Source organism: Catenuloplanes sp. NPDC051500 (assembly GCF_044454585.1).
In the GTDB taxonomy this organism is placed as follows: Bacteria; Actinomycetota; Actinomycetes; order Mycobacteriales; family Micromonosporaceae; genus Catenuloplanes.
Map to the genome: position 1 here is coordinate 152,708 of NZ_JBITDX010000017.1, position 23,886 is coordinate 176,593.

Genomic DNA, 23,886 nt, shown 5'->3' on the forward strand with positions numbered 1-23,886 from the left:
GAACGCAGCATAGGTGGAGCGGGACGGTACGCGGTCCGTAATTACGATGTCAATCAATACTTATAGTGATCAACAAAGGCCCGTTCCGGACATTCTCGGCACACGGTCACCATCATTGTGAATTTCTTGGGAGGTCGCCGGGAGACAGCTGGGAGCCGGACGATCGGCCGTGTGGACGGAATGAACGGCAGGTAACAGACGGTGAAACATGGAAGATCTTCACCTCGACGTCCGCCGAGGTCCATGTCGACACGAGCGCAAAGACGCCATCACCGTCCGTAGTTGACACCCCGCGTCCACCGGACTTCTGTTGCGATGTCGCGGCCCGATTCGGCCAGAACCCCCGTCGGCCGTGGGTGTGGAGCGCCGCGCGGCCTGTCGCGATCCGGACGGCAGGGGTTCACGCCCGGCGGCCTGCCGCGTGATTTCGGCACTGGAGAGATCCACTCGTGCCGTCGGACTCCGGAGCCGAATGCCTGCGGCGCTGTACACGGCGTTGGCCACCGCGGCGGCGACGCCGGTGATGCCCTATCTCGCCGGCGCCGTGCCCGCCCATCGGTGCCCGCCCCAGCACGCTGCCGCTGGGCGCCAGCCGGAGCACGAAATCAGCCCATCAACCGATGCGGCACCGACGCCTTCGCAACCCGACGATGCGATCCTGTGGGCTTTGCTCGGCTTCTGGGCTCGCTCAACCCATCCGGTCGCCAGGTGCCGAGCATTCGCCTCTCCGGTCCTGAGCCAGCCGCACGAACCAGGCGGCGGCCCGGTCATTCAGAAACCGTTCTGCGACGCGCCGTACTCGGCCTGCGCGGTGGTGAATCCCTCGAACTCCAGCTGATCGATTAGACCCGATCGAGAGAAGGCGGTAAAGCCTAGATAGTCTTTTGCCTTCGCGGCAGCCTGCGCGTTCCAGTCCGCGTTCTGCTTGTCAGTACCGTAGGTCGCATCCTTGGTGGAGAAACCCTCGAACTCCAACTGCTTAATCAGACCTGATCGAGAAAAGGCAGTAAATCTTAGATAATCCTTCGCCTTTTCTTTCGCATTCTTCTGACTAACCGTCTCTGTTGGTTCAGCTGCGGCTTTCTCGGCGGCCGCCTTCTCTGCGGCCGCTTTGTCGGCAGCTTCCTTCTCGGCTGCGGCCTTATCAGCGGCTTCCTTCTCGGCAGCCGCCTTGTCAGCGGCCTCCTTCTCAGCAGCCGCCTTGTCCGCAGCCGCCGTGTCGACAGCGACTTGGCTCGCCGTTGTCGCCGCCACCTGCACCGCGTCACGGTCTGCCGGGTTCTCGGAAAGGCTTCCGATCAATCCGCAGAGCAAAAGCACCACGAACGTCCCGGCCGCGGCGGTAAGCACCTTGTGGCGCGAGAACCAGTTGGAGTCCTGCTCCTGAACCCAGAGCGGCCAGCCCGCAGGCGCGGGCTGCCAGCTCGGATCCGGCTGCCAGCCGGGTTCGGGAGTCCAGCCGGCGGGTGCCACCGGCCAGTTCGGGGGCGGGTTGAAGCGCATACGCGGATTCGTCATCACGTCGTCCTAGCGACTAGAGAGATCTTCCGGGACTGAACCATCGGCCCAAGACCGAGGATCTGAGACAATTTTGACGCGATCATCGGAAGTGCAGAAATTTCTTCCCTGGGGACAGGAACTCCCCCATCGACGGATCGACCAGCCAACCCGCGACGAAGCGTGCAATTGCCATCGTTGCCACTATCGCCTGAATCCCGGCCAGCAGAGGTGGACCCCGTTACGAGCTTTGCCGCCTACTTAGGACTCCACCGCTGGAACACCCTGCGGACCTCGTGCGGCCATTCTCGAATTCCGTTGGACCAGCCGGCGCCCGGCTGACCTGTGTCCTTGTTGACCACAAGCGCGGCAAGAGAGCAGTCCTCGCCTCTGGCCCGGCAGTCCTTCGACACATCGTCGAGCACATGTCGAAGGTGGTTCCGCAGGCCGACGCCCTCGATACCCAGGGCCATACCGAGTTCGCCGTAGGTCAGGAGGGTCCGACGCGTTGCGGCGATGATCAAGGCAGCACGTGCTTGGGAGACCCACTCACTCTGCTTCTCTGGCGGCATGCGCAAACAGTGTCGCACCGAACGTCGGAGCGCATCATCGATGAGGCCGAAGTGGACCGACCCATCGTCCAAGGGTTTGACGCTCGAAATCGCGTACAGGTGCACAAGCCGCCACTGTGGTCAGTCCGAGCGGGCCCGTTCTCAGCCTGTATGACTCGCTGTCCGAACTGTTCAGTGCGGCAGCCGGACCAGCTCATCCGTTCCATCAGTGGGACAGGGTGCCGCCGACCAGACCTGGTCTGCAACTCGGCGGCACCGCGGCCCGTGAGGGCCAGGTCGGTCCGCCCGGAGCGGCGCAGCCGACCGGCCAGAGCTCCCTTGGGCGCATTGAGACGCCGGTGGTCAGCCGATTGACCGCATTCGCCGTGGCGGGCTCAACTCTGATCGGCGAGGTGAGCCGAGGCCGGATCAGCTCAGCCGCCGATCGCGATCTCCCGCCGGGCGGACGCGTACCGCCTGTCCAGTTCCGCGTCGATCGCTGTGTCGTCAGCCTCCGTGAGCAGCACCGCGGGCACCGCCGGTGGAAGCTGGGCGATCCGGCGCGCCCGCAGCCCGGACGGCGGATGGCTGGCGAACATCGACACCTCCTCGCGGATCGAACGCTGCCGCACGACCGGATCCGCGACCCGCAGCTGCGCGACCGAGGCCCGCGCCGCCGCCGGGGACAGCCCGGCACGCGCGTCCCGCCGCACGTACATACCCAAGGTCTCGGACCGGGCCAGCAGGTCGAAGAACGAGACCGCCGCCTCGGTACCGGCCGCGCGGGCCGCCAGGTCGTCCGCGAGGTACTCGGCGTGCTGGCTCTCCCGCATACTCAGCCAGACCACCAGCACCTGCGCCGCGACCGTGCCCGAGTGGACGACACGCAGCACCGCCCGCGCGAACACGTCCGCGGCCATCATGAGCAGCGAGTCGCCGCTCCGCGGTCCAGGGCGGAAGATCAACGACAGTTCACCGAGGGTACGGGTGGCGACGCCGGTCAGCTGTCCACCTCGGACGGTGAGAGCAATCGGGTCTGTCACCAAGGGCGGAGATCGACGGCATCGGATCACCCGATCGTCAACCCGCGGGTCAGATCCACCATTTCCGTGAACCGGTGCTGAACCGAAAGGGACGGTGCCACGTCAATCCGGCGTCGACGCGGCGGCTGTCCTTGCGCGCCCGGTGAGGAGTGTGACGTGGCGGGTGCCGGGGATACCTTTCTGATCTGCGCGGATGGTCGTTTCATCGCGGTGCCGGGCGGCGTGTTCTACCACGACGGCGCGATGTCCGACCCGGTCGACCATGCCGCGCTGACCGGAGCGATGCAGTCGCCGCGCGTCAACGGCTCGATCATGGTCTACGTCCAGGACACGATCGGCATCGGCGCGCTCGACCGGGTCCGTCGCGCGCTGGAGGAGATCCCCGCCGCGATCCGCGACCGGCTCATGCTCGGCACCCTCCCCGGCGAGCGCGTCAACCCGGCCGTCTGGATGGACCTCGCCGACGCGTTCGGCCTGCCCAAACACGCCTTGTTCGCCCCCGGTCTGACGCCGTCCGCCCGCGTCGTCCCGCTCGGTGTGACAGGTCTGGAAACCCGGACAGATCCGGCCACGGTACGGGTGCTGCCGCGCGCCCAGGCCGCCGCGCGCGAGACGCTGCGCACGGTCCTGGACGGCGGCGAGCCGTCCTGGAACCGGCTGGAGGAGCTGATCGCCGGCGCGGCCGCGATCCGTGACGAGCTGCGCATCCCGCTGAGGCTGCGTGTCGACGGGCAGCGCGGCCAGTCCGGTGCCGCCTACGCGCTCGCGGCCGGCATCGCGCTCTACGGTCCGCCACCCGGCACCGACCCGGCCGCGTTGCTGCGCGGCGTGCGCCCGATCGGCACGGACGACGTGCTGCGTGCCTGGGGCGGTCCCGCGGTCGCCACCGAACCGGGTGCGCTGGTCGCCGCCCTCGTCGCCGCCCCGGGCTCCGGTGCACTGGTCAGGCTGGACGTGGCCGGCGGCGGACGGCCCGGTCTCGGCTGGCTGGTCTCCCGCCCGGACGGCCTGGTCTGGATCGACCTGGAGCTGGACGGCGACGCCTCGATCCGGGTGATGACGGCGCCGGACGCGGTGTCACTGCTTGGCGCGCTGCCCGGCGGGCGCCCCGCCGTGCTCCGGGTGGACGCGACCGGCCGGCCGGCCACCGGCCTACCGGTGCCGGCCCGGGCCACTGACGTCGGCGCCCGGGGCGTCACGCCGGCCGGGGCGCCGGAGCGTGCGGCGCTTGGTGAGGGGCAGATCCTTGAGCTGTTCGGCCGGGTGGTCGAGTCGGGCGAGCGGGCCGCGGCCGCACACGGTGATCGGACGCTGGCCGAGTGTCTTGCGCTGATCCAGGACCTGGTCGGCCGGTTGCACCACGACGGTGTGCGCGTCCCGCGTACCCGCGAGGAACCGGGCGCCGGACGGGCCGCGGAGTCATGGCTCGGCGACCGGCAGGACTGGCAGCGATTCGGCGGCTGGGACGCACTGACCGACCGCCTGACCAACGAGCCGGAACTGGGACCCGGCTCACTTGCGGTCGTACTGACCGAACGAACCAACGCCACGGCCGGACACGTCTACGCGGCCTACCACACGTCCGATCAGGGCGTTCTCTGGATCAACCTGACCAGCGCCGGTACTGCGCCACGGGTCGGCACGCCCGGAGGACTCCCGGCGGAGTCCGCCGCGTACACCCGGGCGATCGTGATCGATCCCTCCGGAACAGTGTCGTCAGATACGCGTGCACCGGAGCCGGAATGGCGATCGACGGCACGATCCGTGATCGACGCCCCAATCACCATCGGCTACCGCGGAGGCGGCATCGAAGCCGAGCGCACCATGCCTCTCGAACTGCCCGCGCTGAAGGAGGGCGAGGTCGATGACATCACCCTCGCGCACACCGCGGACCGCAGCATCGACCTGCTCCTCGAAGAGAAGTGGCTGTACCAGCGGGACGGCACGTACCACCTGACGGCGACGAGCTCGGACGAGGAGTCGGAGCGGACCGCCGTCGTGGAGGTGCGCGCCGGCGTCCTCGGCATCCTGCCCGGCGAGGAGAACCGCATCCAGGACTCGGACGAGTTCTGGGATCGGCTGATCGCGCTCGAGGAGCGCTTCGAACGGGTCGACACCGAGCCCGGCACCCCCGATACCCGCCTTCGGTTACTGCTCTCCGGGCTCGGGTTCGGCTTCACCCCGCTCGCCGTCGGCGCGAAGATCGGCGCCCCGCCGGAGGGCGACGCCGGCGGCAACCACGGGCACATGTCGTTCGGCGTCGCACCGGCGATTCTCAAGCCGGTGCTGAAGACCGTCACGGACGGGACCTGGCGTGACGACAGCATCACCCACGAGAGCATCGTCGGCCCGGTCCCGTACCGGACCAAGGCGGGTCAGGCGGAAGGCACCACGTTCGGCGCCGAGACGGCCGGGCGGCTCGACGAGTTCTTCACCTCGCACGGCCTGGCCGGCACGGCGTACGTGTCCGAAGCCGTCGAAGGCATCCTGACACTCGTCTACTCGCACACCTCCGGCTACCTGGACTCCTGGGTGCCGAGTGACACCGTCAAGAAGGCGCACATCGCCACGCTGTCCCGCCAGGATCATCGGTTGTACTGGGCTGACCTGCCCTGGTGGCAGGCGTTCGGCCTGGCACTGCACGCGACCGAGGTCCGGGACGGGATCGGCCGGTCGTATCTGCGGAACAACCAGGCGTTCCTGGACCGGATGCGGCAGGTGGGCAAGCTCAGGCCGGAACGGGCCGGGATCACCGCGGAGAATTGGAGCGGTTATCGGACCGGGGCCGCGCCGACGGCCGACGAGTACGTGCGCGCCTCGATCACCGGCCGGACGCTGGACCCGCGCGATGTGTTCGGCCCGATCACCCTCTTCCCCGAGCTGGACACCAACGAGGGCCGGCTCCGGCACGGCCTGGCGATCCTGGAGGTGCGTTCGTTCGGCGCCCGCCGGGTCACGATGCGCGAACTACGCGACCGCTTCCGGACGATCGCGGACGTCATCCGGACCGAGTACGCGCGGATAGCGGACCAGCCGCCGCTGCGTACCGTGCGGCTGCAGGTGACCGACCCGGGCGTGAACACCCCGACGGCCGCGATGTTCCGGGCGGTCGCACTGGCACAGGACGGCGACCTGGACGGTGCCGCCCGGCAGACCGCAGTCGCGAACGCCGGGCTCGGCGACGCCGAGCGGGAGCAGTGGACGAGCATGCTGACCCGGCGGGCGCCGATGGAGCAGGACGAGGCGTTCGGCGGGCAGATGCGGAAGATCGCCTACGAGATCGCACCGCCGGACGCCAGGGCCTGGTTCGACGCCGTCACGGACGACAGATGGGCGACCGGCGACGACAGCGGCTCCGCGCGAGGGACTACGTCGCCGTGGTACGACATCGGCCTCGCGCTCATCGAGGAGCAGCAGTACGAGGCGGCCGGGGCGCTGTTCCGCACGCTGGAGACCTCCGTGCGCGTCTCCGCGGCGGCCGAGCACGCGCTGGCGCTCATCCGGGCGAACACCATGACGGCCCGGCTCGAAGCGTTGCGGGATCTGCTGAGCATGGCCGGCCCGGACGGATTCGGTGCGGCGCGGGCCGTGCTGCAGGCCGTCGACGTGCCGGCCGATCAACGCCGCATGGTGGAGGCGCTCGGCGCGATGCTCAGCGACGACCTCGACAGCGCGTTCGAGATCGTCGACTCGCTCTTCGCGCGCCTGTCCCAGGAGTTTCAGGGCAGCTGGGCGGGGGTCGCGTACGACCTCGCCGGGTCCGGGCCGTTGCCGGATCGTCTGGTCGAGCTCGCCGTCGAGGCCTGGCAGTCCGTGACCGACCCGATGTCCGCCTACTTCGCGCAGCTGCGGCTGACGTCGTTCGTGGAGGCCGGCGGCCCCGGGATCCGACGGCTGGTCGACGACCGTGTCTCCGCCCTTCTCGGAAAGACCCGGACCCCGATCGGCGTACGACGCAAAGCCGTGGCCTGGGCACTTGGCGATCTGGGCATCGCGCCGGAGATCTACCACCTGCTCAACGCGGAGAACGCGGCCGGCCGGCAGCGCATCCTGCAGCACACGATCGACCGTTCGCCGGAGTCGGACTCCGAATCCGAGTCGATCACGCCCAGGCAGTCGGCGGATCCGGGCCCGGTGATCGAAGCGCGCACTGTCACGCACTTCCAGACGCTGCTCGCGCTCGTCGACGACGCCGAGCCGCTGGACATCGTGCTCCGCGACACCTTGGGGGCCGTGGCCGCGGTGGCCTCCGGCGACGAGAGCGGGGTGCGGTCGACGCTACGCGACCTGCTCGCCGAGAACCAGAATCACGTCGAGCACGTGGTGTGGCTGCTGGAGGCGCTGCGCAGCCGCAATCTGGCGCCCTCGGTGCGAGACGCGGTCGAGACGGTCGATCTCGTCGTCGCGGACAGTTCGACGTCCTCGGCGGTGCCGGCGCCCGGCGGTGGCCTCCTGAAAACGGCGCGCACCGCGCTCGGTGAGGGGCAGATCCGTGAGCTGTTCGGTCAGGTGGTCGAGTCGGGCGAGCGGGCCGCGGCCGCACACGGTGATCGGACGCTGGCCGAGTGTCTTGCGCTGATCCAGGACCTGGTCGGCCGGTTGCACCACGACGGTGTGCGCGTCCCGCGTACCCGCGAGGAACCGGGCGCCGGACGGGCCGCGGAGTCATGGCTCGGCGACCGGCAGGACTGGCAGCGATTCGGCGGCTGGGACGCACTGACCGACCGCCTGACCAACGAGCCGGAACTGGGACCCGGCTCACTTGCGGTCGTACTGACCGAACGAACCAACGCCACGGCCGGACACGTCTACGCGGCCTACCACACCTCTGATCAGGGCGTTCTCTGGATCAACCTGACCAGCGCCGGTACTGCGCCACGGGTCGGCACGCCCGGAGGACTCCCGGCGGAGTCCGCCGCGTACACCCGGGCGATCGTGATCGATCCCTCCGGAACAGTGTCGTCAGATACGCGTGCACCGGAGCCGGAATGGCGATCGACGGCACGATCCGTGATCGACGCCCCAATCACCATCGGCTACCGCGGAGGCGGCATCGAAGCCGAGCGCACCATGCCTCTCGAACTGCCCGCGGTCGAGGGAGAAGCCCACGGTGGCACCCGGCTCGCGCGCACCGCGGACCAGAGCATAGACCTGATCATCGACGAGAAGTCGTTGTTCAAGCGGGACGGCGCCTACTACCTAACGGCGGAGAGCCTGAGTGAGAAGGCGGTCTCGACCCCGATCACGGAGGTGCGCACCGGCGTCCTGGGCATCCTGCCCGGCGAGGAGAACCGCATCCAGGACACGGACGAGTTCTGGAACCGGCTGATCGCGCTCGAGAACCGCTTCGAGTGGATCCTCACCGACCCCGGCACCCCTGAGGCGCACCTCGGAGACCTGCTGAGCGGCCTCGGTTACCGGTTCTGGAAGGCCGCCCGCGGCGCGATGATCGGCGCCCCGCCGGAGGGCGACGAGGGCGGCAACCACGGGCACATGTCGTTCGGCGTCGCACCGGCGATCCTCAAGCCGGTGCTGAAGGCCGTCACGGACGGCACCTGGCGTGACGGCAGCGTCACCTACCCGACCGTCCTCGGCCCGTTGCCGTACCGGACCAAGGCGGCCCAGGCGGAGGGCGCCACGTTCGGCGCCGAGACGGCCGGGCGGCTCGACGAGTTCTTCACCTCGCACGGCCTCGCCGGCCAGACGTACGTGTCCGAAGCCGTCGAAGGCATCCTGACACTCGTCTACTCGCACACCTCCGGCTACCTGGACTCCTGGGTGCCGAGCCCCAACATCATGAAAGCGCACATCGCCACGCTGTCCCGCCACGACCACCGGGTGTTCTGGATCGACCTGCCCTGGTGGGAGGCGTTCGCCCTGGCGCTGCACGCGACCGAGATCCAGGACGGGATCGGCCGGTCCTACCTGGGGAACAACACCTCCCACCTGAATCGGATGCACGACGTCGTCACGGAGCAGCCGGCGATGGCCGGCATGACCGCCGAGAACTGGAGCGGCTACCGGCTCGACAATGCGCCCACGGCCGGCGAGTACGTGCGCGCCTCGGTCACCGGCCGGGGAATGGACCCGACCGACGTGTTCGGCGGGATGACCCGCTTCCCCGAGCTGGACACCAACGAGGGCCGGCTCCGGCACGGCCTGGCGATCCTGGAGGTGCGCTCGTTCGGCGCCCGCCGGGTCACCATGCGCCAGCTGCGCAACTACTTCCGTCAGCTCGCCGACGTCATCCGGACCGAGTACGCGCGGATAGTCGACCAGCCGCCGCTGCGTACCGTGCGACTGCAGGTGACCGACCCGGGCGTGAACACCCCGACGGCCGCCATGTTCCGCGCGGTCGCACTGGCACAGGACGGCGACCTGGACGGCGCCGCCCGGCAGACCACAGCCGCGAACGCCGGACTCAGCGACACCGAACGGGCCCGTTGGGTCAGCATGTTGACCCGGCGGGCGCCGATGGAGCAGGACGAGGCGTTCGGCGACGCGATGCGGCACATCGCGTTCGCGATCGCACCGCCGGACGTCAGGGCCTGGTTCGACGCCGTCACGGACGACAGATGGGCGAACGACGACGACGCCATTGACGACCTCGTGGGGAAGCCGACGTGGAGCGACGTCGGCCTGGAGCTCATCGAGGAGCAGCAGTACGGCGCGGCCGGGGCGCTGTTCACCGCACTGGAGTCCGCCGTCGTCGTCACCGCGGCGGCAGTGCCCGCGGTGCAGCTCATCCGGGCCAACACCGTGCCGGCCCGGATCAGCGCGCTGTGGGAGCTGCTGAGCGTCGCCGGGCCGGACGGATTCGGCGCGGCGCAGGCCGTGCTACAGGCCGTCGACGTGCCGGCCGATCAACGCCGCATGGTGGAGGCGCTCGGCGCGATGCTCGACGACGACCTCGCCCGCGCGCTCGAGATCGTCGACTCGCTCTTCGCGGGCCTGTCCCCGGATTCGCGGGGCCGCTGGGCGAAGGCCGCACACGACCTCACCGGGTCCGGGCCGCTACCGGACCGCCTGGTCGAGCTCGCCGTCCAGGCCTTTCAGTCCGCGCCCACCCCGCTCCTCACCTACGACGAGCAGGGCCGGATGCGGTCGTTCGCTCAGGCCGGCGGGCCCGCGATCCAGCAGCTGCTCGATGCGCGGATCAGCGCCCTCCGCGAGAACGACCAGGTCCCGCTCGCCGCGCGCCGGCGCGCCGTGGCCTGGGGGCTGTCGAACCTGGACATCGGCGCGGACGCGTACCACTTCCTCGAGGCGAAGAACGCGGACGACCGGCGGAAGCTGCTGATCAAGATGATCGACCGCTGGGCCGACTCCGGCTCCGAGTCCGACTCGGACACGATCAGGCCCGCCAGGACGGCTGCGACGGGCGAAAGCCCGGTGTTCGACGTCCAGGTCGTAGCGCTGTTCCGGATGCTGCTCGCCGTCGTCTCCCACGCCGAGCCGCTGGACATCGCGCTCCAGGGCACGTTGCAGGCGGTGGTGCAGGTGGCCACCGGCCACCCCACCGGGGTGCGGTCGGCGCTGCGCGGCCTGCTGGACCAGCACCGCAGTCACGTCGAACACATGGTGTGGCTGCTTGAGGCGCTGCGCAGCCGGAACCTGACACCCGGGGTGCGAGACGCCGTCGAGCAGGTCGACGCGATCGTCGCGAGCACCTCGGACAACCCGGCAGCGCCCGCGGTCTGGACGGCCCACCAGCCCGGTCCGTCGTCCCAATGGGACCACCACCAGACCTACCTGGCCCGGGTCGAATTCCAGAACCCGCCGGGAATCCCGTCGGCACTGCGCGGCCTGGAGACCGGTCACCGGCTCGATCGGCTGCGCAAGCACGCCCGAGCCGCGGAGCCGAGAGTCAGCACGACGCTCGCGCGGTTCCCGAACTCGGACGAGGCCGCACGCTGGCGCGCCGCCATCGCCGGCCTGAAGACCGCGACCGCGGAGTCCGGCCAGGTCCGCGACCTCGTCGCCGCGTTCGACCATGCCGCATCCGGGCTGCTCCGGCTGGATCCCGGGGCGGTGGGCGACCTCACGCCACTGTGGACGGGACGGCTCACCGCGGCGCGCGAGACACCCGCGCTCCGTACCATCGGGACCTGGCCGTTCGGTGATCTGAGCGCGCTCACCGCCGGTCTGGACCGTCCGGTGCTGACCGTGAACCTGGGCGGGCGCGCATCGCACACGCTGGACGAGCTGGAGAGCACGCTGCGCGAGCACCGGCTGTGGGGCGAGACACCGATCGTGTTCGCCACGCTGGGCACCACCGTGACCGAAGCGCGGTTCACCGCGTTGCACAGGCGGTTCCGGCCGATCGTCGTCCAGCAGGCCATGACTGACGACATCGAGATGGTATGGCGCCTGTTCCAGCAGGACGGCAGGCCGGCGACGCAAACCGGCCTGATCGGCGCGGACCTGCTGCGGGAGGCGGTCGCGCTGCCGGTCGTCACATCGGGGCGGTTCGTGCCTCCGGTGCTGGCCGGCCTGCTCACGGCAGGGGACGGCGCGCAGAGGTTCCACCGGGAGAACGCGCAGAAGCTCACCGATCCGGGGGTACGGGACGCGCTGCGTGCGCTTGCCGACACGGAGCCGGACGGCGCACGGCTGGCCGGCCTCCAGGTCGCGCTGGGCATGCCCGCCGCGCCCGCCGATCACCCGGTCCCGTCCGCGACCTCGGTGCTCGACGTCGAGCCGCCCTGGACCGGCGGGCCGGTACCGGCCACGTTCGCCCACGACTTCCTGGCCCAGAACGGCGGCCGGGCCGAACGGTACCGGATGGACGGCCTGCTGTTCGCGATCGTCACCGCCGGGCGGATGTCGCAGGCGGACGCGCTCACCCTGCTGCGTGCCACCGCGGCGACGAAGGCCGACCTGGCGGTCACTCAGGTCTTCGAGTCGGTGTTCGACGTGCTGAACCTCTCCGGCGAACGCGCCGCCGCGGACCCGCACACCGACCCGGAGCTGCTGCGCATCCTCGGCAGGGTCAGCACGGTGTCCAGCACGGCGCGTCCGGCGGGCACGCCGCTACCGGACTGTGTGGACCCGAACGACCGGACCGCGTTCGTCGGCCGGCTCGACGCGCTACGCGACCGGCTACGGGCCGAGGGACGCTCCGCGCACGCCGACCTGATCGAAACCGTCAACTACATCCTCGCCAACTGCTGAGCCGGGCGCCTGATGCTCCGCCTGTACGCGGAGGCGCGCCGCACCGTCAGTGGCGGCGGCGATCAGCTCCGGGGCCTTCGCGCCGATGGCCTCGAGTCCCCGTTCGGTGGTGCCGGCCGCCGGGCCGGGACGGGCGGGCTGCCGGCGGCCCCCACCTCGGCGTCGAGGTCGGCCGCCGCCACCAGGAGAGCCTTCGCGGTCTTGTCCCACGGCCGGCCGCCGCGCTGCGTGCGGCCTTGCGTTGGAGCGCACTCCAGCGGTTAGCGTTCAGCCCCATGCGGAGAACGACCGGCATGGCCCTGCTCAGCCCTGGGGGCACCTGGGAACCCTTCACCGTCGTGCGCCGGGAGCTCCGGCCGGACGACATCGCGGTCCGGGTCGCCTGGTGCGGGGTGTGCCACACCGACCTGCACGCGGCGCACGCACTGGCCGAGGGGGCTCCGCCGCTGGTGCCGGGGCACGAGTTCGTCGGGGAAGTCACCGAGACCGGGTCCGCGGTGACCGCGTTCCGGGTCGGGGACCCGGTCGCGGTCGGCGGCGTCGTCGACTCCTGCGGCGTGTGCCCGGCCTGCCGGGACGGCGAGGAGCCGTTCTGCACGGAATACCCGACCGAGGCGTACGGCGGCACGGACCGGATCGACGGGACGCCGACGCTAGGGGGATACGCGCGCGAGTACGTGGTCCGGGAGTCGTTCGCGTACCCTCTGCCGGCCGGCCTGGACCCGGCGGCCGCGGCGCCGCTGATGTGCGCGGGTATCAGCACGTTCGAGCCGCTACGGCGCTGGGACGTCGGGCCGGGACAACTCGTCGGCGTGGTCGGCCTCGGCGGCCTCGGGCATCTCGCGGTCAAGTTCGCGGTCGCGCTCGGCGCGCGGGTGGCGGTGTTCACCACCTCGCCGGGCAAGGAGGCGGCGGCGCGTGAGCTCGGCGCGCACGAGGTGGTCGTGTCCGCCGACGCGGAGGCGATGGCGGCGCAGGCCGGGCGCTTCGACTTCATCCTGGACACCGCCTCCGCCAAGCACGACGTGACGCCGTACCTGCACGCGCTGCGCGTCGACGGCACGCTGTGCATGCTCGGCATCCCGGACCGCTACGAGCCGGAGCCGCTGGCGATGGCGTTCGGGCGCAAACGGCTGACCGCCTCAGCCGGCGGCGGCCGTCCCCGTACCCGGGAAATGCTCGACTTCGCGGCCCGGCACGGCATCGTCGCGGACGTGGAGAAGGTCCCGGCCCGTGAGGTCGGCGCCGCGCTGGCCCGGCTGGAACGCAACGACGTCCGGTGGCGCTTCGTGCTCGACCTGCGCGACCTTGACTAGCCTGGTGCCGGTGGAGACGCCACTCGGAATTCGTAAGCTGTCGGAACTGACCGGCCTGACGCCGCACACGCTGCGCTGGTACGAACGCGAGGGCATCATCCCCGCGGTCGACCGATCCGCGGACGGCCGCCGCCTCTACAGCCCGGAGGCGGTGCGGGTAGTCCGTTTCGTCCAAGCGCTGCGGCGCACCGGCATGCCGGTGGCGGAGGTACGCGGTTTCGTGCGCCTCGGCCCTGGCAGCCCCGCCAACCACCAGCGCCGGCTGGAAGCGCTGCGCCGCCAGGAGGCCGCGCTCCGTCACCGGATCGCCGATCTGCACGGCGATCTCCGCGCCGTCCAGGAGAAGATCGCCGACTACGACGACATGATCGCCACCGGCCGCGCATGCGAGCACGACGACTGAAAGCAGGCCGCCAACCCACACCCGAGCACACGCCCGGCGCCCGGTCACCGCGTCGGCCGTCTCCCGCGCTCGGCAATCGTGGTGTGGCGGGTCGCCGCTACACTCACGTCTCGACATCCCCTGCTCGGAGACGGAGAAGGAGACGGAGGCGTGATGGCTGGTCCGCTGTTGGACGCCGAGGATGCGCGAGAACGCCTGGTGGCCTGGCAGGCCGATGCCGCGCGCCGGGCCGCCGACACGCAGGCCGCAAGTGCCGGCTTGCTCGCGCTGCGAGTCACGGCCGCCGACGCCCACGGGATCGTCGAAGTCACCGTGGACTCCACGGGGGCGATGGTCGATGTCCGGCTCTCCGCGCGGGTGCAGCGCCTGAGCCTGGAGCAGACCCAGCAGGCGATCATGGGCGCCTACCGCAACGCGCGGGTCAAGCTCGCCGACGCCGCCGCCGAGGTCGTGCGGGAGACGGTCGGCGCCGACTCGGCGACCGGCCGGGCCCTGCTGGCCGGATTTCGGACCGCCGACACCGAGGACGACGAAGGACGGTACTGATGGCCGAAGGGTTCGAGGTCGACATCGAGGCCCTGCGCGCGCACGCCACGGCGATGTCGGCAATTCACGACCGCTTCGCCGCCATCAAGGCCGCGAGCGGCACCATCTTCCAAGCCGACGATGCCTACGGACAGCTCTGCCAGTTCCTGCCGCCCGTCCTGGAGGGACGCCACCGCGACCAGGACACGGGCGTGGACATGCTCGCCGAGAACATCGATCTGCTCGCCGCGGGAATCAGGAAGAACGCCGACGCCTACCAGCGGACCGAGGAGTCGACCACCGGCGACTTCGACTCCTTCCGCTCCGCGATCTGAGCCTCATGAGCAACCCACTGGTCGCCACGGCCTCCGACATCCCCTCGGACAGCGCCGCGTACCGCGACGGCTGGACCGGCCTGCCGCTCGCCGATGACTACAAGGGCATCAAGGAGGCCATCGACTCCGGCAGCTGGATCGACGGCTCGGTCGCGGGCCTGGGCGCCGCTCTCGACGGGGCGTCCATCGCCATCGACCCGTTCAGCACGCTGCTGTCGATGGGCATCGAGTGGGCCATCGAGCAGGTCGAACCACTGAAACAGGCCCTCGACTGGCTCGCCGGCAACCCCGAGATCATCGAGACGCACGCCATCACCTGGGACAACATGGCCGATGAGCTGTTCTCGATCGCCGAGGACCTCAAGGCGCGGCTGATCGGTGACCTCGACGGATGGCAGGGCGCCGCCGCCGACGCCTACCGCGACATTCTCGCCGTCAACATCGACGTCGCGGGGATCTTCGCGGGCACCGCCGCCGGCATGGGTGCCGCGACCCGTGGCGCGGGAACCCTGGTGCAGACGGTGCGGGAGGTCGTGCGCGCCTTCATCGCCGACTGCATCGCCAAGGTCGTGGTGTGGCTGCTCGAGGAGGTCCTCTCCCTCGGCTTCGCCACACCACTTGTGGTCTCCCAGCTCGCGGTCGCCGTCGTCCGCTGGACAGGTCGCATCTTCGGCTGGCTGATGGGCCTGGTCACCAGCATCTCCGCCCTCCGCGCCCTTCTCGACGTCTAGGCGGCCCTCGATGCGACGACTCATGGCGGCTCTGCGCAACACCGCCGTCCTGGTGGTCCTGTTCGCCGTGGTGAGCCTCCACAACAAGCACCCCTCAGGCCCCACCCCACCGCACGGCGGTGACAGCGACGGCCCCAAGCGTCCCAAATTCAACCCCGCCAATATGCCCAAACGCGTGGGACCGGCCCAGCAACACGGCATCCAGCGAGCCAGGGAGGGCCACCCGAACGGCGGCGAGGACGGCAGCCCGAATGGCACCGGCACCTCCGAGACCGAGGCGCCCAAGAGGACCAACCCCTGGGACGACCCCGACCTCGCCGACGCCATGTACGACATGCACCGCTTCGGTCAGATGGGCGACGGGGCCATGGACAAGATCTGGGACGGCGACGGCCTGGGAAGCGGCAACCACAAGCCCTCGTCCACCGAGCCCGGCAAGACGCTCTTCCCGCCCGGCACCACGAAGGAGCAGGTCGAAGGCTGGTTCAAGAGCATTGCCACCAACCCCGACAGCCGTCCTCAGTCACGTCCAAACGGCGACGGCTGGCGCGTCACCGGCACCCGCGACGGCATCACCTTCGTCGTTACCCTGGACAAGGACGGCAGCATCTCCGGCGGCCACCCGCTCAGCGGCGAGGGCGTCACCACCAACCCGCCGGCCTGACCACCGAACCCACGGGAGACCCATGGACGTCAACGAATTCTACCGGCGCAGCCGCCGGATCACCGACCAGCTCGTACATAAGATCAGCCCGACATACCGACCGATGATTCTGCAAGACGGCGGCGCCGGGGAATGGCCCCTGGCGATCGACACGCTCGTCGGCGCCCTGTCGGAGGAGGACGTCGCGATCACCACGGCGGAGAAGGACGCGCTGCGGGAGCTCATGGAGTTCTGCCGGAAGCCTCTGACGTACCTGGAGCAGATCCGAACCTCGGACTGACGGCTCGCAGCGTGGATCGGGCCTCCCCGCGCGGGAGTGCCTGTGTGAGGAACCCTTGCCCTCGGTCGCGAAGATCACTGGAAGAGAGCCGCTGCCATTTGGCTGCATCAACTCCGGGTCATTGCCTTCGCGCGCTGCTTCCGTACCGCCATCGGAGAACGTCATGGCGAGCGTGGACGCGACCGGGCAGATCGTCCCGTCGGCGTTGCGCTTCAGGGTCGGGTCGACCGGAACCCGCGAGCCACAAGACCTACACCTTCCGCGTCCCCGGTACGGCGGGTTCGCCCAGGCGCGGTGGCAGGTGATCGAGGTGCACGCCGAGGCCGGGGAGCACAGCGCGACGAACGCCGGCATGCGGCCCGTCGGGGCCACCCGGCTCGTCGACGATCAGGGCCCGGCACTCACCTCGGTGCACCGGCCCTACCCCGCGCCGGCCGACTACTTCGACGATGGCGACGGCGTCACCGTGCCGTTGATCGTCTACGCGGGCAACGGCATCTCCCTCTGAGGCAACTTCCCCATGAAACCCCTTTTCAGCGCCGTACGCCGCGAGAACGCAATTGCCCTGGGGCTGTCCCTACCCCCGAGACGGGTGCCTGCTCTATCGATCTTCTAAGAATCGGCCCATAGCGTCGAGGACGACGGAGACGACGAGGGGACCCGGCAGCTGTGAACATCGAAAGCCTGTGGCAGACGGACCCGATCGGCTTGATCAGCCCGTTGATGACCTCGCCGCTTCTGTACCCGGCGCTGACCGCGCTCGGCGGCTTGGACGGCATCGCGCCGATCATCCCCTCCGAGGTCGCGCTCATCACGGCCGGCCTGTTCTCCCGCACCGGTACGCCAGTCCTGCTGCTGGTCGTGCTGGCGTACGCGGCCGGCGTGGTCCTCGGCGACCACCTCGTGTACGGACTGAGCCGCAGCATGCTCGGCACACGCCTGCTCGGCCGGTTCCCCCGGATCAGCGCCGCGGTCGACGCCGGCGGCCGGAAGCTCGAGCGCCAGGCCGGCCGCGTCATCGTGGTATCCCGGTTCGTGCCGGGCGGCCGGGTCACGACGAACATCGCGTGCGGCACCATCGGACTCCCTCTGTCCCGGTTCAGCCCGGCGTCCGCGGTCGCCGCGGTGGCCTGGTCAGGCTATTACGGCGGCCTCGGCGTGCTCGGCGGCGCGGCCTTCCTGCAGAACCCGATGCTCGGCCTGCTGGCCGGTCTCGCCGTGTCGTCCGCGATCGGTGGCGTCATACCGCTGGTGAAGAGGCTGCGCACCATGTGGTTCCGGCCGGCGTCGCCAGCGGGTGTCGGCGCTGCCGTTGCCGGAGTCCTGGACGACCTGCACACCCCAGGTAGCGGACGCGCCGAGGAGCGTGCCGCTGTGCCCGTTGCGGATCCGGCAGGTACCGTCGCCGTTGTTCAGCAGCGCCCCGAGACGGTCCACAGTGCCGGTGTCGCCCCACAGCACGCGCGCTCTGCCGGCGGTGGGCATCGGGCACGAGGCCGAAGGACACGCGGTCGACCACCACGCGCCGGCCGTAACCGACCCGCAGGTCACGAACCCGGAGCAGTGGATCGGGCGGCGGCTCCGCCAAGGACCGTTCCGCAGAAGGCCGCTCCACCAGAGATGACTCTCCGAGGGCTTGCCCGGGCAGGAGAGCGGCCTCCATCGCGACGCTGTCGAGCGTCGAGGCCGTACGCGCATCGCGGTTCCGCCGTCGCCGATCGGCGGCACGGGCGTCTCGTGGCGCGGCGAGACGTGTGCCGATTCTCGGCCGCCGAATGCCCCGGGGCGACGTACCCCGCGGACCACCCACCGCGCCGATCGCACCCGGCACGACCCGCCCGGGACCCCGATCCGACGGCGGTTGTCAGTCGTTTACCGGCGGAGAGCCGGTAAACGACACCCACACGCGCCCGCAACGGAAAATCGACTCGATCTCGCAGCACCACCGAGGAGACCCGCCCAGCCGAGCGCGCCGGCGGCCCAGCCACGGATACCGCGACGCTCTACGAAAAATCACCGTTTTATGGGGCACGCGGTTGATCCATCTCAGCCCGCGCTGCGTACCCATGCGCATGCGCACACTGAAGCGGAAGATGGCCCTCGTCGCAGCCGCCGTTGTCACAGCAGGCGTCTCCGCGGTCACCTACCAAGCCTCCGCCGCCGAAGGCCCGTCGCTCCAGCCACCAGCCGGCCTCACCATCATCGGCCAGTTCGTGGTCGGCAACGGCACCCAGACCTACACCTGCTCCGGCGGAAAATTCACCGGCTCCTCGACCCCCGAGGCCGATCTCTTCGACGGCGCCAACCGCAGGATTCACCACTTCGGCGGCCCGAGCTGGCAGTCCACCTCGGACGGCTCCCTGATCACCGCCGCGCCGGTCGCCAATTCACCGGTCCCCGGCGCGATCCCCGAACTGCTACTCGAGGTGAAGACCCACACCGGAACGGGATTCCTCAGCACGGTGACCCACATACAGCGAATGAACACCTTCGGAGGCGTGGCCCCGTCCGCCCCCTGCACCGACGGCCAGAAGACCAGCGTTCCCTACAACGCCAACTACATCTTCTGGGGTAACTAAAACACGTCCGCGCCAGCCGGCCGGTCACCTACCGCACCATGCCGCGACCGGCTGTGAGAACTCGGGCTTCCGCTCAACCAGGCCCGCAACTCCGCCCGACGGCAGCCGGTGCTGTAACACCGGCCTCGGCTTCCGCCGGAACCACCACCAACATGCTCATGCCGGCGGCACCCGGAACCGCTGCCCGACCCCACCGCCCGGTGACAACCGGTAAAAACGGTGGCTGCGACGGCCGATCGGACCTCGGAGGCGGACAGCGGCCCCAACAAGCCTCGCAGCCGGGCGAACATCCGGCCGACTCGCAGCGCGCCGTGGACCGCCCAGAGCCGCCGAACAGCCTCGCATCCTCTCGACGTCGAAAGTGGAGGCGAACGCCCCCTCCAGAAGGACCGGCTGGAGCACTTCGAAGACGCGCGTGGCGGCGTCCTGGTCGTACTCCGACCACGATTCGGTCGCCTGGAGCAGGAGGCCGCCACCGGGAATCGGATCCACACCGTAGAACGCACCGGACGCAACGAGTTCATCGCGGCCGCCAAGCACCTCGGCAATCTCCGGCGGCAGCACAGTGACCCAAGAATAGCCACGCAACAGCCGCCGCGAGTCGTCCAAGCTCTCTATCGCCAGGCGACGGAGATGCTCCTCCAACCCAGTGTCCGCATTTGCAGCCGGACCGAAACCGACAATCCCGAAAACCGGGCGACTGATCTCCACCACCTCCCGGAAAGCCGCTAGCAACGCGGATTCCGCCTCCGGCGAGGAAAACAGCAGCTCCTCACGCGCATTCATGTTCATGACGATAAGACCGCCACCGAGCTCCGGATAGTCGACAGCGGAAATGGCAAGCGCATAGGCGGTCTCATTCATGGTCAGCGGCAGCTGATACTCATTCATCGGCTGCGCGAACAGGCTGCCACACCATAGCCGACCGAGGTCGTCCTGGAACTCACTCCAGACCGTCGCGTCATAGTCATGCCACGGTCTATGATCGTCGCCGGCATACGCATTGGTGTGCATCGCGACCCGCACCCCATGCCGCGCGAACGAAGCAGCAGAGTGCCCGCCCTCGACGGCCTCCCGCACCTCCCGACCCACGATTCGCCAGCAGCGATCGAACCACAACTGCACCGCCGGCCCACAGTCCGAATCCACGCTCAATACGCACTGCACGTGCATCGTTCGACGCGCAACCATCGTCACCCCTGCGCTACTAGAGCCTGTATCGAAGTCGAGCGAGGCTTGCGGCGTGTTGTCGCTGAACGCAAGCGAGGTCTCCGGTAGAAGGTTTTTCGACCAAGAAAACTCTGAATACCGGAGACCTGGTGGACACCTTATCGGTGCTGCGGCGGCATGATCTGGGCGACGGGCAGTGGGCGCGTCTGTCGCCGTTGCTTCTTGTCTCTGACCAGCGGCGTTCTGGCCGTCCGCCGGGCAGGTCGCGGCGGACGGTGATCGACGCTATCCGATGGGGGGGGTGCGTGCCGGGAGTTCGTGGCGGGACATTCCGTCGTGTTACGGCTCCTGGTCGGCGGCGTATGCGCTGTTTCGCAGGTGGCAGCGGGACGGGACCTGGGCGCAGATCCTGGCCTGCCTGCGGGCTGTGGCCGAGGCGACAGGCCGCATCGTGTGGAATGTGTCGGTCGACTCGACCACCGCGCGGGCGCATCAGCACGCCGCCGGGGCCCGCCGCGACAGCGCCGGCGGAACGCCCACGCCCGCCACCCCGACGTCCTCGCCGCCCAACGACGTGAACGCGCCCGCATCCGCAGCGCACGCCAACACCGCTGGGGCAGGCCATGCGTCCAGATCGCCGCCTAACCACAGCCCTGGCAAACGTTCGTGGACAGCCCACTAGCCACGACCTCAACCTCCGGCCGACGCCGGATCCGGTCGGTGCCGTGAGGCGCCGGTGTGGCAGTCCTCGACGTCGCTCGTTCCGTCAGATGAGGGCCTCGTCGAGGAGGCGAAAGACCGGCAGCGTGGCGTCGACGACACGCAATATGCCGAGCCGGTCGTAGTGGTCCAGGACGGGGGCTGCGGATCGCCGGTAGGCGCCGAGACGGACCGCGATCAGCTCGGTGTGGTCGGCTTCGCGCTGGCGCGTCTCGCCGCCACAGTGGTCGCAGATCCCGGCCTTGAGCGTCGGTGCCGATTCCACGTGCCAGGGACGGCCGCATCCAGAGCACATGCGACGGCCGGAGAGCCGGCGCAGGACTTCGGCATCGGGCACGTGCAGGTGCACGACGCGATTCAACGGCGTGTTGCGCTCACGGAGCAGGTCATCGAGGGCCGGCGGTTCCAGACCCGTCACGGGAAAATTGGCGATGACGTACCCATGCGCCACATCCGGCCTGGTCAGCCGTTATCCCAGCATCGCCGCCAGGATGCGGGAGGGAACGAGCTCTCCGGCGTTCATGTGCCGGGGTGCGATGGCGGCGAGCGCACTGCCGGCCGCAGCCTCGGCCGCGAAGAGGTCCCTGATCGCGATCGGCGGGACGCCGAGCCGGTCGGCCAGCAGCGCTGCGATCGACTCGCACTCGCTTCCGGGTGCGCCGATCATCGCGATCCTCATCGGCAGATCCTATTGGCGTCCCGGTGAACGGCGGATACCCCAGACGGTCGATGCGGTGGTCCCGGAGTGGTCACGCATAAGCCCTGACCGGCGTGTTTGACCCGCTCAGGTACGGGCACACCAAGTCGCATGAGCGACGAGACCCAGACCGACAGCACCCTTGACCGGCACACCGATCTGGAGGCGCTGCGTAACGGCGGCACCCCGCAGAACCCGGGCGTCATGACCACCACCGGTGGCACGGCCGGCCCGGCCAGCGTGGCCGCCGCAATCAACCGCCACCGCACCCCGGGCGAGGGCGAGGCCGCCACGAACTCGGACTCCGACGAGCCGGACCCGCAGGAGGCCCACGGCGGCAGTATGGCCCCCGGCCTGGTCAGCGACACCGGCGATCTGATCTCGGACCCGCCGCCCGCCGGCCGCTGACCCAGTCACGGACACCGACGGCGTCACGGTGGCGGCGGCGCGACGGCCCCGCCCACCGTGCCCCGCAAGGTCTCAGCCGATCGGCCGTAGACCCCGCCCCGCCGAAGCGCTGACGCCCGGCGCGGCCGGTCATCGCGCGGGAGGCCCCGACGTACCAGCGCATCCAGCCGACGCCGGAGCTTCGCCGACACGAAGTAGCGGCTGTTCGTGCCGCGGAGACTGCCCAGAGGTCAGCGCACCCAGACCGGCGAACGCGCTGACGCTCCCGGTTAGACCCACAGACCCGTCCGCGGGTACGGATGGGAGTGACCCTCCGCGCCGGAGCCGTCGAGTCGTGGCCGGCGCCGTACCTCCCGGCAGGTCACCGCGTCGGAGTCGGCGTCGGGCGGCTACCCCGGCTTTGCGACGCGGGACGCGAAGACCTCTGACGAAGCGGATCCGCAGGGCACCTTCGCGTACCCTCGCCGGCCCTTGGGAAAGACCGCGGAACGAGAACCGCGCGATCAAGCCGGCCCGCCGCGGCGCTCGCGTCATGCCGCGCCGGCGGAACCGGCGGCGGAGGGCGGGCGGCCGACGCGGCGCAGCCGGCGGCCGGAGCGCCGAGGTCGAGGGGGCCGCCCGAGCGGGTCTTCGGCAGCCCTCAAGGTTCCTGCGCCGGATCGTCGAGGCGGGGCGGTTGTAGGTTCACCAGGTGCGAGGGTCGTCGATCCGGTCGGCGAACCGGAGACCGTCGACGATCCTCATCACCTCCTCCTTCGAGAACGCGCCGTCGCGGTGCGGGTTCGACACGCTGATCGCCCGGCCGCCGTAGGCCATCGTCCAGTCGTTGCCGGTCTCGTCCTCGGACACGAAGTTCGGCTCGCGCGTCGTCGTCAGCCGGGTGCGATTGGCGTAGTCGCTGGTACGCAGGCTGAGTTCGCGCCCCCCGCCGGAGATCGTGAAGTCGCTGGAGACGCGGAGGCCCTGCACCGGGTCCGTCTGGAGGCTGACGATCCGCTCCACCACGCTCATCCCCGTGGGCAGGTGGCCGGGCCGGATCGCCAGCAGGCATCGCCGGGTCTGGTCGAACCGGACCTTCCCGAGGTGGTCGAGCGCCTGATCCAGGCTGGTGGTCTGCATCTCGGCCCGCGCCCAGAACCCGTCCGCAGGCTGCCAGGTGAACACGTACAGATTCGGCCCGGTGCCCTCGCCGTGGCGCCACCCCTCGACGGTGCGCACGGTCGCCGGACGGCCGGACACCTCGACGCCGACCGGATCGGGCAGGTGGTCGTCCGGCCCCGCGCCGGCCAGCATGGTGTCCTCCGGCAGCTCCGGCACGGTCCGCGCCAGCGTCACGCTCAGCTCGAGATCGTTACGCACGACACTCGCCAGCTCGAAGCCAGGCGGCGCCGCCACGAGAGGTGCGTATTGATCACCATGCGCCGCACGTAGAGATCGGGCCGGTCCAGGCCGCCCACCCGGCGCCACCGGACGTAGGCGCTGGCCAGCACGTCCTGCACCGGGTCCTCGGCCCGATGCTCGTCGCCAGTCAGCAGACGCGCGAACCGCACCAGGCCCGGGCCCCGCGCGAGCACGTACTCATCGAACGTCACGCCCTATGAAACGCGGTACGGATGCCCGCGCGTAGACACCACACGTCAGGTTCTCGCGGCGATCAGGGCATGAAGAGCTCGGCCAGGCGTACCGCGACGCCGTTGCTGGTGGTCAGGCGGACCAGCTGCCGGACCGGTTCGATATGGCACCTTGCTCACGCAGCGGTTCTCCCGCAGTCAAGTGCACGCCCTCGTGTTCTG

At 70.0% G+C, this 23,886-nt stretch carries 17 protein-coding genes and 3 pseudogenes; 13 read left to right on the forward strand and 7 right to left on the reverse strand.

Going from position 1 to position 23,886, the window contains the following annotated elements; all coding sequences use genetic code 11:
- Window positions 1–771: 771 nt before the first annotated feature.
- Window positions 772–1,518 carry an Ltp family lipoprotein gene (locus ACIA8K_RS29445; protein WP_396064992.1) on the reverse strand — a complete coding sequence of 249 codons (747 nt, stop codon included), beginning with the start codon at window positions 1,516–1,518 and terminating at the stop codon, window positions 772–774.
- 964 nt (window positions 1,519–2,482) lie between these two features.
- Window positions 2,483–3,091 carry a hypothetical protein gene (locus ACIA8K_RS29450; protein ID WP_396064994.1) on the reverse strand — a complete coding sequence of 203 codons (609 nt, stop codon included), beginning with the start codon at window positions 3,089–3,091 and terminating at the stop codon, window positions 2,483–2,485.
- A 156-nt stretch (window positions 3,092–3,247) separates the two neighbouring features.
- On the opposite strand from ACIA8K_RS29450, the gene ACIA8K_RS29455 reads away from it, so the two are divergent.
- From ACIA8K_RS29455 to ACIA8K_RS29500, 10 genes and pseudogenes are all read left to right on the forward strand, one after another.
- Window positions 3,248–12,265, forward strand: coding sequence for a hypothetical protein (locus ACIA8K_RS29455; RefSeq protein WP_396064997.1), 9,018 nt, complete (start codon window positions 3,248–3,250; stop codon window positions 12,263–12,265).
- 275 nt (window positions 12,266–12,540) lie between these two features.
- On the forward strand, window positions 12,541–13,581 hold the full coding sequence (locus ACIA8K_RS29460; RefSeq protein WP_396064999.1) for an NAD(P)-dependent alcohol dehydrogenase: 1,041 nt from the start codon (window positions 12,541–12,543) through the stop codon (window positions 13,579–13,581).
- Window positions 13,582–13,591: 10 nt separating this feature from the next.
- Window positions 13,592–13,984, forward strand: coding sequence for a MerR family transcriptional regulator (locus ACIA8K_RS29465; RefSeq protein ID WP_396065002.1), 393 nt, complete (start codon window positions 13,592–13,594; stop codon window positions 13,982–13,984).
- A 153-nt stretch (window positions 13,985–14,137) separates the two neighbouring features.
- Entirely contained in the window at window positions 14,138–14,530 is a 393-nt protein-coding gene (locus tag ACIA8K_RS29470) for a YbaB/EbfC family nucleoid-associated protein (protein WP_396065004.1), read from the forward strand.
- The gene (locus ACIA8K_RS29475) at window positions 14,530–14,844 is read left to right on the forward strand and encodes a type VII secretion target (RefSeq protein ID WP_396065007.1); all 315 of its coding nucleotides are present in this window, start codon (window positions 14,530–14,532) and stop codon (window positions 14,842–14,844) included. The genes ACIA8K_RS29470 and ACIA8K_RS29475 overlap by 1 nt, the downstream gene beginning before the upstream one ends.
- A 5-nt stretch (window positions 14,845–14,849) precedes the next feature.
- On the forward strand, window positions 14,850–15,575 hold the full coding sequence (locus tag ACIA8K_RS29480; protein WP_396065009.1) for a WXG100 family type VII secretion target: 726 nt from the start codon (window positions 14,850–14,852) through the stop codon (window positions 15,573–15,575).
- 10 nt (window positions 15,576–15,585) lie between these two features.
- Window positions 15,586–16,239 carry an EndoU domain-containing protein gene (locus tag ACIA8K_RS29485; RefSeq protein ID WP_396065012.1) on the forward strand — a complete coding sequence of 218 codons (654 nt, stop codon included), beginning with the start codon at window positions 15,586–15,588 and terminating at the stop codon, window positions 16,237–16,239.
- A gap of 22 nt (window positions 16,240–16,261) precedes the next feature.
- The gene (locus ACIA8K_RS29490; RefSeq protein ID WP_396065015.1) at window positions 16,262–16,519 is read left to right on the forward strand and encodes a MafI family immunity protein; all 258 of its coding nucleotides are present in this window, start codon (window positions 16,262–16,264) and stop codon (window positions 16,517–16,519) included.
- A gap of 163 nt (window positions 16,520–16,682) precedes the next feature.
- On the forward strand, window positions 16,683–17,027 hold the full coding sequence (locus ACIA8K_RS29495) for a hypothetical protein (RefSeq protein ID WP_396065017.1): 345 nt from the start codon (window positions 16,683–16,685) through the stop codon (window positions 17,025–17,027).
- Between the two features lie 215 nt (window positions 17,028–17,242).
- Window positions 17,243–17,617, forward strand: a pseudogene (locus tag ACIA8K_RS29500) (DedA family protein); the annotation flags it as partial.
- 36 nt (window positions 17,618–17,653) lie between these two features.
- Here the strand turns inward: ACIA8K_RS29500 and ACIA8K_RS29505 are convergent.
- A complete protein-coding gene (locus ACIA8K_RS29505; RefSeq protein ID WP_396065126.1) occupies window positions 17,654–17,980 on the reverse strand; it encodes an RICIN domain-containing protein in 327 nt (108 codons plus the stop codon).
- Between the two features lie 632 nt (window positions 17,981–18,612).
- On the opposite strand from ACIA8K_RS29505, the gene ACIA8K_RS29510 reads away from it, so the two are divergent.
- On the forward strand, window positions 18,613–19,098 hold the full coding sequence (locus ACIA8K_RS29510; RefSeq protein ID WP_396065019.1) for a DUF3455 domain-containing protein: 486 nt from the start codon (window positions 18,613–18,615) through the stop codon (window positions 19,096–19,098).
- A gap of 156 nt (window positions 19,099–19,254) precedes the next feature.
- Here the strand turns inward: ACIA8K_RS29510 and ACIA8K_RS29515 are convergent, their stop codons facing one another.
- A complete protein-coding gene (locus tag ACIA8K_RS29515) occupies window positions 19,255–20,223 on the reverse strand; it encodes a hypothetical protein (protein WP_396065021.1) in 969 nt (322 codons plus the stop codon).
- Between the two features lie 337 nt (window positions 20,224–20,560).
- Here ACIA8K_RS29515 and ACIA8K_RS29520 point away from each other — a divergent pair.
- A pseudogene (locus tag ACIA8K_RS29520) lies at window positions 20,561–20,626 on the forward strand (hypothetical protein); the annotation flags it as partial.
- Window positions 20,627–21,034: 408 nt separating this feature from the next.
- On the opposite strand, the pseudogene ACIA8K_RS29525 reads toward ACIA8K_RS29520, so the two are convergent.
- Window positions 21,035–21,667: pseudogene (locus ACIA8K_RS29525) on the reverse strand (adenylate kinase family protein).
- Between the two features lie 129 nt (window positions 21,668–21,796).
- Here ACIA8K_RS29525 and ACIA8K_RS29530 point away from each other — a divergent pair.
- Window positions 21,797–22,093, forward strand: a complete 297-nt coding sequence (locus tag ACIA8K_RS29530; RefSeq protein WP_396065024.1) for a hypothetical protein — start codon at window positions 21,797–21,799, stop codon at window positions 22,091–22,093.
- A 684-nt stretch (window positions 22,094–22,777) separates the two neighbouring features.
- On the opposite strand, the gene ACIA8K_RS29535 is transcribed toward ACIA8K_RS29530, so the two are convergent.
- Both ACIA8K_RS29535 and ACIA8K_RS29540 read right to left on the reverse strand, forming a co-directional pair.
- Entirely contained in the window at window positions 22,778–23,452 is a 675-nt protein-coding gene (locus ACIA8K_RS29535) for a hypothetical protein (RefSeq protein ID WP_396065028.1), read from the reverse strand.
- Window positions 23,431–23,685 carry a sigma factor gene (locus ACIA8K_RS29540; protein WP_396065030.1) on the reverse strand — a complete coding sequence of 85 codons (255 nt, stop codon included), beginning with the start codon at window positions 23,683–23,685 and terminating at the stop codon, window positions 23,431–23,433. Before ACIA8K_RS29540 ends, ACIA8K_RS29535 begins: the two co-directional genes overlap by 22 nt.
- Between the last annotated feature and the right edge of the window lie 201 nt (window positions 23,686–23,886).